Origin of the sequence: Alterluteimonas muca, assembly GCF_021191595.1 — a bacterium.
GTDB classification, from domain to species: Bacteria; Pseudomonadota; Gammaproteobacteria; order Xanthomonadales; family Xanthomonadaceae; genus Luteimonas; species Luteimonas muca.
The window spans coordinates 105,286-117,435 of the sequence record NZ_JAIWPS010000006.1 but is presented as its reverse complement, the minus strand read 5'-3'; the positions used below and the strand labels follow the sequence as shown (position 1 = coordinate 117,435).

The window sequence follows — 12,150 nt, the reverse complement described above, 5'->3', positions numbered from 1 at the left end:
CCTCCGACGCGGCGCGCGATGCCGAGGCGGTGAACCAGGCCCGGTCAGCGCATCAGGACGCTGCCCATGGGCGCGACATCGCCACCCGCACGTGCACGCCGTCACGCGCGCGTAGCGCGCCGATCAGGTCCGCATCCACCCGCACCGAGCGCGCGCCGTTGACCTCCAGGGTGCCGGCCGCGCCCGCGGGCACGGTGAGGTCGTAGCGCAGCGGGGTCTCGCCGGGGCGGTGTGCATCGAGCAGGCGTTCGACGTCGTGCAGCAGGCCGGGCATGCGCAGGTCCAGCCGCAGCGCGACGCGCTTCGCAATCTGCGGGCACAGCTGCAGGTAGTCCCAGGCGCGGCGCGCGCGCAGCGCGAAGCCGCCGCTGAACTCGTCCTCGCGCAGGCCACCCTCGACGATCAGGATGCGGTCGCGGGTCAGCAGCGGGGCGAACTCCTGCCAGGCTTCGGCGAAGAATGCGCATTCCAGCCGCCCGTGGCCGTCCTCCAGCTGCACGAAGGCCTGGGTGTCGCCACGCTTGCGCATGCCCACCACCAGGCCGGCGACGATCGTGTTGACCTCGGGGCGCCAGCCACCACGACCGGAGTCCGGCCGCGCCGCCCACACCGCATCCAGCTCGCCGAGGTGGTGGCCGAGCAGGTCGCGCAGCTCGGTGCGGTACGGGTCCATCGGGTGACCACTGAGGAACAGCCCCAGGGTCTCGCGCTCTCCGGCCAGCAGCTGCGCCAGCGGCCATTCGCTGGTCTCCGGCAGCTCGATATGGATCGGTGCGGATTCGGACGGCCCGCCGAACAGCGACACCTGGCCGGCGGCGCGCTCGCGGGCGAGCTGGTCGCAGGCCTTGAGCACCTCCGGCAGCTGCAGCATCAGCGAGGCACGGTTGCTGCCCAGTGCATCCAGTGCACCGGCCTGGATGAGGGCTTCGAGCGTGCGCCGGTTGAGCCGCGCGCCTTCGCAGCGGCGGCAGAAATCGAGCAGGTCCGCGAAGGGCCCGCCGGAGGTGCGCTGCGCGGCGATCGCCTCGCAGGCGCCGCGCCCGACGCCCTTCACCGCGCCCAGGCCGTAGCGGATGGTGGCGGGGTCGGTCGCCTCGAACATGTACGCCGAGGCATTGACGTCGGGCGGCAGCACCTCGAGTTTCAGCGCACGCGCCTCGTCGAGGAAGCCGACGACCTTGTCGGTGTTGTCCATGTCCGACGACAGCACCGCGGCCATGAACTCGGCCGGGTAATGCACCTTCAGCCATGCGGTCTGGTAGGCGACGAGTGCATACGCCGCGGAGTGCGACTTGTTGAAGCCGTACTCGGCGAACTTCTCCATCAGGTCGAAGATGCCGGTGGCGACCTTGGGGTCGACGCCGTTTTCCTCGGCCCCCGCCTCGAACTTGGCGCGCTCCTTGGCCATCTCCTCGGGCTTCTTCTTGCCCATCGCGCGACGCAGCAGGTCGGCGCCACCCAGCGAATAACCCGCCAGGACCTGGGCGATCTGCATCACCTGTTCCTGGTAGACGATCACGCCGTAGGTCGGCTTGAGCACCGGCTCCAGCAACGGATGCGGATAGGTGACCTCGGCATTGCCGTGCTTGCGGTCGACCCAGTCGCGGTCCATCCCCGAGCCCAGCGGGCCGGGGCGGAACAGCGCGGCCAGCGCGATGATGTCCTCGAAGGTGTCGGGTTTGGCGCGCTTCAACAGCTCGCGCATGCCACGCGATTCGAACTGGAACACCGCCACCGTGTCGCCGCGCGCGAACAGTTCGTAGGACGCACGGTCGTCGAGCGGCAGCGCGGCGATGTCGAGCGGCGCCTCGCCACCCGTGGCACGCCGTGCGTTGATCGCCTTCACCGCCCAGTCGATGATCGTGAGCGTGCGCAGGCCGAGGAAGTCGAACTTCACCAGGCCCACGGCTTCGACGTCGTCCTTGTCGAACTGGGTGACCGGATTGCGACCGCGCCCACCCTCGTCGTGTTCGGCGAACAGCGGGCAGAAGTCGGACAGCGGCGAGGGCGCGATCACCACGCCGCCGGCGTGCTTGCCGGCGTTGCGGGTGAGGTCTTCGAGCTGCAGCGCGAGGTCGATGAGGTCGCGGACCTCGTCCTCGTCCTGGTAGCGCTGGATAAGCTCCGGCGAACGCCAGGCCTCGTCGCTGCGCGACTTGTCGGTGCGGCCCATCGCATCCGACAGCGAGATGCCCAACACGTTGGGCACCAGCTTGGCGATGCCGTCGACCATGCCGTACGGGTAGCCGAGCACGCGGCCGACGTCGCGCACCACCGCCTTCGCCGCCATCGTGCCGTAGGTAATGATCTGGCTGACGCGGTCGCGGCCGTACTTGGCGGCGACGTAGTCGATCACCTCGTCGCGCCGGTCCATGCAGAAGTCGATGTCGAAGTCCGGCATCGACACGCGTTCGGGGTTGAGGAACCGCTCGAACAGCAGGTCGTAGGGCAGCGGGTCGATGTCGGTGATCTTCAGCGCCCACGCCACCAGCGAGCCGGCGCCGGAACCGCGGCCCGGGCCCACCGGGATGTCGTGTTCCTTCGCCCAGCGGATGAAGTCCGACACGATCAGAAAGTAGCCCGGGAACCCCATCTTGGTGATGACGTCGAGCTCGATCTCCAGCCGCTCGGCGTAGCTCTCGCGGGTGTGGCCGGCGGCCACCGGATACTTCGCCAGCCGCTCCTCCAGGCCGTCGCGCGCTTCCTTGCGGATCCAGCTGTCGAGGGTGTGGTCGTCGGGCACCGGGAACTGCGGCAGGTAGTACGTGCCCAGGCCGAGTTCGACGTTGCAGCGCTGCGCAAGCGCCACGGTGTTGTCGATCGCATCGGGGATGTCGGCGAACAGCTCGCACATCTCCTCGCTGGATTTCAGGTACTGCTCGCGGCTGTAGTCGCGCGGGCGGCGCGGATCGTCGAGCACGCGCCCGGAGGCGATGCACACGCGCGCCTCGTGCGCTTCGAAACCATCGGCGTCGAGGAAGCGCACGTCGTTGCTGGCGACCACCGGGATCCCGCGCACCGACGAGGCATGCAGGGCGAAGTCGTTGAACTGCGCCTCGCCATCGCGCCCGGTGCGGGTCAGTTCCAGATGCAGGCGGTCGTCGAAGGCGGCCTGCAGGTCGGCCAGCCAGCCGAGCGCGAGCTCATGCTTGCCGGTGGCGGCGAGTCGCCCGGCTTCGGTGTGGCGGCCGACCAGCGCGAACAGGTCGCCGGCATGTGCCTTCAGCCAGTCGGGGCGTACCACCACGCCGTCGTTGCGGTGGCCTTCCAGCCAGGCGCGGGTGAGCAGTCGAGAGAGATTGAGGTAGCCGTCGCGGTTGCGGCACAGCAGCGTCACCGGATACGCGGGCTCGTCGCCGAGGGCCACCATCACGTCGGCGCCGGCGATCGGCTTGACGCCTGCCGACTCGCACTTGCCGTAGAAGCCGACCAGCCCGAACAGGTTGTTGCGGTCGGTCACCGCCAGCGCCGGCTGGTTCAGCGCAGCGCAACGCCCGACCAGCTGCGGAATGCGGATCGTCGAGTCGGCGAGCGAGAACTCGCTGTGGAGGTGGAGATGGACGAAGCGGCTGGACATCGGACGGGCGTCGCGTCAACTCCGCAGGGTAGGCCGGGGGCATGGACCCGACAAGACTTGACATGCCCCCCCGAAGAAAACCGGCGGCCGCAGGCCGCCCGCCGACGCCCCTCTCCTGCGAGGCGGGAGAGGGGGTACCACCTGCGAAGGCAGGTGGTGGGTGAGGGCAAGGCGCGACGGCTCGAGGTCAGCAGGCGTCGCGGTACTGGCGTGCGGACGGGCCGTGTGCAGCGACCCGCGGAAACCGCGGGTGGCGGGTCAGGCGGGCACCAGCCCCACCGGTGCGAACAGGTCCTCGCACACCGGCGCCGCGGGTTCCAGCGCCTGGCGCACCGGGGCGAAGCTGCGACGATGGATCACGCACGGCCCGTGCGCGCGCAATGCCGCCAGGTGCTCGGGGGTGGAATAGCCCTTGTGGCGGTCGAAGCCGTACACCGGATGGTCGGCATGCAGGGCGACCATCGCACGGTCGCGCGCCACCTTGGCGAGGATCGACGCGGCCATGATCGCGCGGTCGCGTGCATCGCCGTCGATCCAGGCCTCGGCGCGGCAGGGCAGGGTCTTGGGCAGGTGGTTGCCGTCGATGCGCGCCACGCAGCGTTCGTACTCCAGCCCGGCAATGGCGTTCTCCAGCGCGCGGCGCATGCCCTGCATGGTGGCGTGGAAGATGTTGATGCGGTCGATCTCGTCGACGTCGACCGACACGATGCTCCACGCCAGCGCACGCTCGACGATGCGCGCATACAGCGTCTCGCGCCGTTCGGCGTTGAGTTGCTTGGAGTCGTTGAGACCGTTGATGCGCGGCCGCGTGGGATCGAAGACCACGGCCGCCACCACCACCGGCCCCGCGAGTGGGCCGCGGCCGGCCTCGTCGACGCCGACGATCCAGTCGTCCGGCACGCTCATGCGCCGCAGTCCCCGCGGGGGCGGCAGCGCCCGGCGGCGTTCGCAAGGGGCATGACGGGGGTCGGGGACGGACGATGCTGCACGCGGGCAGGGTATCGGCGACGGGCCGGTGCGACAAGGACGGCCAGCTGACTGCGACAGGCCGCCACGCGGCTCAGCGACGGTCGATCAGGGTTTCGATGACATCCGCAGCACGTGCAGAGGCATCGCGACGCAGACTGCGGTGGATCTCCGCGAATCGCGGCACCAGCGCGGCGGCCGCAGCCGGGTCCTGCAGGAACCGCAGCACCGCCGCCGACAGCCGTTCCGCGGTGCAGTCCTCCTGGATCAGCTCCGGCACCACGGGCCTGCCGGCCAGCACGTTCGGCAACGAGTAGGTGTCGACCTTGAGCAGGCCGAGCGCGCGCACGATCGCGGCCGTGCTGCGCGACACGCGGTAGCCGACCACCATCGGGCGTTTGGCGAGCAGGCCTTCCAGTGTGGCCGTGCCCGAGGCCAGCAGCACCACGTCCGCGGCCACCATCGCCTCGCGGGCCTGGCCGTCGATGATGCGCAGCGCGTCGCCACGCAGCGGTGAGGCGGCGGCGATGTCGTCGAGCATGCGTCGGCAGGCCGCGTTGGCCGCAGGCACCACCACCTGCAGGCCGGGCGCCGCGCCCGCGACGAGCGCGGCGGCGTCGAGGAACACCTGGCCCAGGCGTGCGATCTCGCCCTGTCGCGAACCCGGCAGCACTGCCAGCACCGGCCCCTGCTTCTGCAGGCCGAGCCGTTGGCGCGCGGCGCGGCGGTCGGGTTCGAGCGGCATCTCGTCGGCCATCGGGTGGCCGACGAAGCGCGCGTCCACGCCGTACTTCGCGTAGATCGGCGGCTCCATCGGAAACAGGCACAGCACCCGGTCCGCACTGCGGCCAAGCTTCGCGGCGCGTCCACGGCGCCAGGCCCAGATCGACGGGCTGACGTAGTGCACCGTGCGCAGGCCACGCTGTTTCAACCGGCGCTCGAGGCCGAGGTTGAAGTCGGGTGCGTCGATGCCGATGAAGACGTCCGGCTGCCAGTCGAGCACGCGCTTGTGCAGGCCGGCGCGCAGGCGCAGCAGTCGCGGCAGGTGGGCGAGCACTTCGCTCAGGCCCATCACCGCGAGTTCTGAGGCGTCATACCACGTATCGACGCCGGCGCGACGCATCGCGTCGCCGCCGACGCCGGCGAAGCTTGCCTGCGGGAACCGTGCGCGCAGTGCATCGACGAGGCCGGCGCCGAGCAGGTCGCCGGAGGTTTCGCCCGCCACCAGCGCGAAACGCGGTGCCGCCGGCAGCGTGGCCGGGTGCGGGGACTGGAGCGCTGCGGTGGCCGGACGCGGTGCGGTCGTGGTCGTGGTGTTCACGGGCGCGCGTGGTTCCGGGCCGGGCCGGTCATCTTAGCAACGGGCGCTGCCCGGCCTCGACGAAGTCCAGGAAGGCGCGCACGTCCGCGCTGTCCGCGGCCAGATCGGCGAGCTTCGCGCGCGCCTCCTCCAGCGAACCGCCGCCCATGTACAGCGCGCGGTAGGCGCGCTTGATCGCCGCGGTGCGCGTGGTGTCGAAGCCACGGCGCTTGAGCCCCTCGCTGTTGATGCCGCGCGGGCGGCCATAGCCGTCCTGCGCCACCATCACGAACGGCGGCACGTCGCCGTTGACGAATGCGCCCATACCGATGAAGGCGTGCATGCCGATCCGGCAGAACTGGTGCACACCGACGAACCCGCTGAGGATCACGTGGTCGCCGACCTCGACATGGCCGGCCAGCGTGGCGTTATTGGAGAACACGCAATGGTTGCCGACCACGCAGTCGTGGGCCACATGCGTATAGGCCAGCAACCAGTTGTCGTTGCCGATGCGGGTGCAGCCGCCGCCGTCGCCGGTGCCACGGTTGATCGTGGTGAACTCGCGGATCGTGTTGCGGTCGCCGATCACCAGCTCCACCCGCTCGCCGTGGAACTTCTTGTCCTGCGGCTCGCCACCGATGGCGGCGTGGCCATGGATGCGGTTGTCGCGGCCGATCCGGGTCGGCCCGTGGATGCTGCAATGCGGCCCGATGCGGGTGCCGTCGCCGATCTCGACCTCGGGCCCGACCAGCGTGAACGCGCCGATCTCGACGCCGTCACCCAGGCGCGCGGCCGGATCGACGACAGCGCTCGGATGGATCGTCGCGCCCGCGGCCATGTCAGCTGCGGGCCTCGGCGCAGAGGATCTCCGCGCAGGCGACTTCGTTGCCATCCACGCGCGCGGTACCGCAGTACAGGGTCATGTTGCGGATTGCGCGCTTGAGGTGCACCTCGAGCTCCAGGCGGTCGCCCGGCATCACCATCCGCGAGAACTTGGCCTTGTCGACCTTGACCAGGTACGACAGCCCGCCGCGCTGGGTGGCATCGAGGTCGAGGTGGCTGAGCACGCCGCCGGCCTGCGCCAGCGCCTCGATGACCAGCACGCCCGGCATCACCGGACGCCCGGGGAAGTGGCCCTGGAAGAACTGCTCGTTGCCGCTGACGGACTTGTGGCAGAGCACGCGCCTGCCACGCTCGTACTCGACCACGCGGTCGATCATCAGGAACGGATACCGGTGCGGCAGCAGCTTGAGTACGCCGTCGTGCTCGATCGGCAGCTTGAATTCGTCGCTCATTCCTTCCCCTTCTCCAGCGCGCCGACGCGGCGCGCGAGCGCATCGAGTTGCCGGAAACGCGCGGCATTGCGGCGCCAGTCGCGCGTCGCCATGGCCGGCATTCCCGACGAATATTCCCCCGGCTCGGTGATCGAGCTCGACACCATCGACATCGCGTGCACCAGTACCCGGTCGCAGATCTCCAGATGTCCGGCGATGCCGGCGGCGCCCGCGATCAGGCAGTACTGCCCGATGCGCGTGCTGCCGGCGATGCCGACGCAGCCGGCCATCGCGGTATGCGCACCGACATGGACGTTGTGGGCGATCTGGATCAGGTTGTCCAGGCGCACGCCTTCTTCCAGCACGGTGTCATCGAGGGCGCCGCGGTCGACGGTGGTGTTGGCGCCGATCTCGACGTCGTCACCGCAGACCACGCCGCCCAGCTGCGGCACCTTGATCCAGCGGCCATCCTCCATGGCCATGCCGAAACCTTCCGCGCCGAGCACGGCGCCCGGCTGGATCTGCACGCGCCTGCCGAGCCGCACGCGGCGGTCGAGGGTGACGCGCGCCACCAGCACGCAGTCGATATCGAGATGGCAGTCCTCGCCGATCACGCAGCCCGGGCCGATCACGCAGCCGGCGCCGATGCTGCTGCGCGCACCGATGCTCACCAGCGGGCCGATCTCGGCCTCCGGGTGCACCTGTGCCGTCGGGTCGACGACCGCGCTCGGATGGATGCCGGGGCGCGACGGGCGTTTCGGCTCGAACAGCGCCGCGATCTTCGCGTAGGCCACGTACGGGTCGTGCGCGACCAGCGCGGTGCCCGCGAACGAACCCGCGTCACCTTCGCGCAGCACCACGATGCCGGCGCCGGTCGATGCGAGCTGGTCGCGCAGCCGCGGGTTGGAGAGGAAGCTGAGTTCAGTCGCGGTGGCACGCGACAGCGGGGCCACGCCGGAGACCTGCGTATCGCCTTCGCCCCGCAGTTCCAGCCCGAAGCGCCGCGCCAGATCGGCGGCGCTGTGGTGTTGCATGTCCATCGTCGCGTTGCGGCCGGTCAGAACGCGCCGCCGAAGGTGAACTGCAGGCGCTCGGTCTCGTCGCCGCGGCGCAGCAGTTCGCCCGCGCCACCGTAGACGTCCTTCTGCGACTCCAGCGGGATCGCGTAGCTGATCGAGATCGGCCCCACCGGGGCGCGCCACATCAGTGCCACGCCGGCGGAAATGCGCAGGTCCTTGGCGTCGAACGCGTCGAGGTCGCGGAACACGTTGCCGAAGTCGACGAACGCGGAGATGCGCGCGGCCGGCGAGTCGAGCAGGGTCGGGAAGTACATCTCCAGCGAACCCACGGTCTTCAGCGCGCCACCGATCGGCTGCAGGTAGGTGCTGCCCTGCGCGGACTCGCGCGGGCCGAGGGTGTTGTCGCGGAAACCGCGCACCGAGCGCGTACCGCCGGCGTAGAAGTTCTCGAAGAACGGCAGGCCCGACGCGGTGATCGTGCGCAGGTAATCCGGCGAGGTCGGGTCGCAGGGATTGGACGGGTCCGGACCCGGCTGGTACACCGGCGGCGTGGCCGGATCGTTGTCGTGATCGATCAGTTGCGGATCGGTGAAGCAGACATTGCGGGTGACGTCGTCGCCGTAGCTGTCGCCGTAGCCGATCTCGGCGCGGGTGTTGAGCACGAGGGCGCGGCTGATCGGCCAGTACTTGGAGAACTCGTAGTTGAGCTTGTAGAACTCCGCGGTCGAACCGGGCAGGGTGACCTCGAGACCGACGCGCTGGTAGGTACCGCGGGTGGGCTGCAGGAAGTCATTGCGGCTGTCGCGCGCCCAGCCGAGCTCGGTGCGCCAGGAGTTGAACGTGCGCGAGCCGAAGGCATCGATGTAGTCGACGATGGAATCCGGCGTGTAGCCACGGTCGGCGTAGATCTCGTTGCGGTCGATGCCGAACATCAGCGAGATGCTGTCGTTCTCGGTGATCGGAATCCCGAAGAACATCTGTGCCGCGGCATTGGTCGAGGAGTACTGCGCGGTGTTGAACTCGGAGTTGTCGAACTCGCGCCACCACAGGTTGTAGCCCAGCGACATGCCGTCGTCGGTGAAGTACGGATTGAGGTAGGAGAACGCATAGCGCTGCAGGTAGACGTTGCGGCTGGCCTCGATCGACACGCGGTTGCCGCTGCCGAGGAAGTTGTTCTGCGACAGCTGCACCGAGGTGGTGACGCCGGCCAGCTGCGAGTAGCCCAGGCCGAACACGAAGCTGCCCGACGCGGTTTCCTTGACGTTGAACACCACGTCGACCTGGTCGTCGCTGCCCGGCACCGGCTGGGTCTCGACGTTGACGCTGCCCGACTCGAAGAAGCCCAGGCGCTGCAGGCGCACCTTGGAACGGTCGACCGCGGCCTGCGAATACCAGCTGCCTTCGAACTGGCGCATCTCGCGGCGCAGCACCTCGTCGGAGGTGCGGGTGTTGCCCTTGAACACCACCCGGCGCACGTTGACGCGCGGGCCCGGCACCACCTGCATGTTGATGGCCACCGTGCGGTCGTCACGGTTGACGTCCGGGATCGGGTTCACCTGGGCGAACGCGTAGCCGATGTTGGACAGCGTGGCCACGATCGCGTCGGAGCTCAGTTCCAGCAGCGCGCGCGAGAACGTCTGGCCCTCGCGCACGAACACACGCTCCTCGATCTGCTCCCTGGGCAGGATCGTGTCGCCGGTGACCTCGACCCCCGAAATCGTGTAGATCTCGCCCTCGGTCAGGCCCGCGGTGAGGTACATGTCGCGGCGGTCGGGGCTGATCGCGACCTGCGTGCTGTCGATCGAGAAATCGACGTAGCCGCGGTCGAGATAGAAATTGTTGAGCTTCTCGAGGTCGCCGGAGAGCTTCTCGCGCGAGTACTGGTCGTCGCGGCGGTACCAGCTCAGCCAGTTGCTCTCGGACGACTCCCAGCTGTCGGTGATCGTCTCCTGGTCGTAGGTTTCGTTGCCGACCAGGTTGATGTGGCGGATCTTCGCCACCTTGCCCTCGTCGACCGCGATCGTCACGTCGACGCGGTTGCGGTCGAGCTGCGAGACGGTCGGGGTGATGGTGACGTTGTACTTGCCGCGGTTGTTGTACTGGCGGGTCAGTTCCTGGGTGACGCGGTCGAGCGCGAGGCGGTCGAAGGTGTCGCCTTCCGACAGGCCGATGTCGGCCAGGCCGCGCTGCAGGTCCTCGGTCTTGATGTCCTTGTTGCCGGTCAGCGTGAGCCGGTTGATCGCCGGGCGCTCGGTCACGGCAACCACCAGGATGTCGCCCTGGCGGCCGACCTGCACGTCCTCGAAGAAGCCGGTGCGATACAGCGCGCGCACCGCCTCGCCGACGCGGACCTGGTCGATGGTGTCGCCACGCTCGATCGGCAGGTAGGTGAACACCGTGCCCGCGCCGATGCGCTGCAGGCCGTCGATGCGGATGTCCGAGACGGTGAACGCGCCGCTGGCCGCCGGTTGCGCGGCAGGTGCCTCCGGCATGGTCTGGGCCCAGGCGGGGGCGGTAAGGGCCGCGGACAGGGCAAGTGCAAGCAGGCGGCGGCTGGGAATTCGCGTCATCTAGAACGTCCGTTGGGGAAGCGCCCGCGGTGGTCACGGGGCGGGATTCGTGCGGTCAGCGTTGCACCAGTTGCAGGATGTCGTTGTAGAACGCCAGCCCCATGAGGCCGGCCAGCAGCACCAGGCCGACCGATTGACCGGCCGCCATCGCACGTTCGCTGACCGGGCTGCCTTTGACCAACTCGATAAGGTAATACAACAGGTGTCCGCCATCCAGCAGCGGGATCGGCAGCAGGTTGATGACCGCGAGGCTCAGCGAGAGCAGCGCGAGGATGGTCAGGTACCACGCAACACCCTGCTGCGCATAGGCATTGGTGGCCCGGGCGATGGTGATCGGGCCGGCCACGGTGTTCTCCACGGCGATGCGGCCGGTGAACGCGCGTCCGATCATTCCGACCAGTTGCCCGGTCAGATGCACGGTTTCGCGCAGCGCAGCGGGCACCGCCTCGAGTGGCCCGTAGCGTTGCAGCGCGTCCTTCGGTGGCACCGCGGCCCGGGTGGATTCGATGCCCAGTGCCCAGAAGTCGCCGCGCGCCTCGTCGTGCACGCGCCGCGGCGCGACCTCCAGGGCAAGCCGCTCGCCGTCGCGCTCGACCTCGATCATCGCCGTGCCGCCGCGTTCGCCCAGCGCCTGCACCAGCGGGCCGATCTGGTCGAACGTGGCCACCGGGTTGCCGTCCAGCGCGGTGACGCGGTCGTCCTCGGCCAGCACGCCCCACGCGGGTGAATCCGGATGCACCCGGCCGATGACCGGCGGCGCCAGCAGGTGCCGGGGCAGCACGCCGACGGCGGGCAGCAGCGCGCGGTCGTCGAGTTCCGGTGCCAGCTTCGACAGCGGCAGGGTGCGTTCGGCTGGGTTGCCATCGGCATCCACCACCGCCACGCGCACGTCGGCGCGGTCGAGCGCCGCCGGCAGCAGCGCCATCTGCACTTCGTTCCAGGTCGGCGTCGCGCGCTCCCCGACCGCTTCGATACGGTCGCCGCGGGCCAGCCCGGCCTCGGCGGCGACGCCCTGGACATGGCCGACCACCGGTGCGTAATCGGGGCGGCCGACCACGAACATCGCCCACAGCAGCGCCACGCACAGCAGCAGGTTGGCGGCGGGCCCGGCGGCAACGATGGCCATGCGCTGGCCGACCGACTTGCGGTTGAACGCCTGCGACACCTCGTCCGCAGCCACCGGCGCCTCGCGCTCGTCGAGCATCTTCACGTAGCCGCCAAGCGGGATCGCGGCGATCGCGTACTCGGTGCCGTCGCGGCCGCGGCGCATCCACAGCGGGCGGCCGAAGCCGACCGAGAAACGCAGCACCCTGACCCCGTTGCGGCGTGCCACCCAGTAGTGGCCGAACTCGTGGAACGTGACCAGCAGGCCCAGGCTCACGATGAGCCACCAGACCGAACCGAGGAAGTCGCTCATTGACGCGGGCTCATGGGGCGGGGCTCA

8 protein-coding genes are annotated in these 12,150 nt (G+C 69.6%); all 8 read right to left on the bottom strand.

All coding sequences use genetic code 11. The features are described from left to right. Positions 1 to 52: 52 nt before the first annotated feature. Complete coding sequence (gene dnaE / locus LDO11_RS09790; RefSeq protein WP_232141377.1) at positions 53 to 3,577, bottom strand: DNA polymerase III subunit alpha; 3,525 nt, start codon at positions 3,575 to 3,577, stop codon at positions 53 to 55. Between the two features lie 258 nt (positions 3,578 to 3,835). Beyond that, positions 3,836 to 4,483: a ribonuclease HII gene (gene rnhB / locus LDO11_RS09785; RefSeq protein WP_232141376.1), complete on the bottom strand. Its 648-nt coding sequence runs from the start codon at positions 4,481 to 4,483 to the stop codon at positions 3,836 to 3,838. Between the two features lie 154 nt (positions 4,484 to 4,637). Beyond that, positions 4,638 to 5,864: a lipid-A-disaccharide synthase gene (gene lpxB / locus LDO11_RS09780; RefSeq protein WP_435574629.1), complete on the bottom strand. Its 1,227-nt coding sequence runs from the start codon at positions 5,862 to 5,864 to the stop codon at positions 4,638 to 4,640. Positions 5,865 to 5,892: 28 nt separating this feature from the next. Further along, positions 5,893 to 6,681 carry an acyl-ACP--UDP-N-acetylglucosamine O-acyltransferase gene (lpxA, locus tag LDO11_RS09775; RefSeq protein WP_129135573.1) on the bottom strand — a complete coding sequence of 263 codons (789 nt, stop codon included), beginning with the start codon at positions 6,679 to 6,681 and terminating at the stop codon, positions 5,893 to 5,895. Between the two features lies 1 nt (position 6,682). Continuing rightward, positions 6,683 to 7,138, bottom strand: coding sequence for a 3-hydroxyacyl-ACP dehydratase FabZ (gene fabZ, locus LDO11_RS09770; protein WP_129135574.1), 456 nt, complete (start codon positions 7,136 to 7,138; stop codon positions 6,683 to 6,685). After that, a complete protein-coding gene (gene lpxD / locus LDO11_RS09765) occupies positions 7,135 to 8,157 on the bottom strand; it encodes a UDP-3-O-(3-hydroxymyristoyl)glucosamine N-acyltransferase (protein WP_232141375.1) in 1,023 nt (340 codons plus the stop codon). The genes fabZ and lpxD overlap by 4 nt, the downstream gene beginning before the upstream one ends. Positions 8,158 to 8,174: 17 nt before the next feature. Next, positions 8,175 to 10,706, bottom strand: coding sequence for an outer membrane protein assembly factor BamA (gene bamA, locus LDO11_RS09760; RefSeq protein ID WP_232141374.1), 2,532 nt, complete (start codon positions 10,704 to 10,706; stop codon positions 8,175 to 8,177). A gap of 55 nt (positions 10,707 to 10,761) precedes the next feature. Beyond that, the gene (rseP, locus tag LDO11_RS09755; protein WP_232141373.1) at positions 10,762 to 12,123 is read right to left on the bottom strand and encodes an RIP metalloprotease RseP; all 1,362 of its coding nucleotides are present in this window, start codon (positions 12,121 to 12,123) and stop codon (positions 10,762 to 10,764) included. Between the last annotated feature and the right edge of the window lie 27 nt (positions 12,124 to 12,150).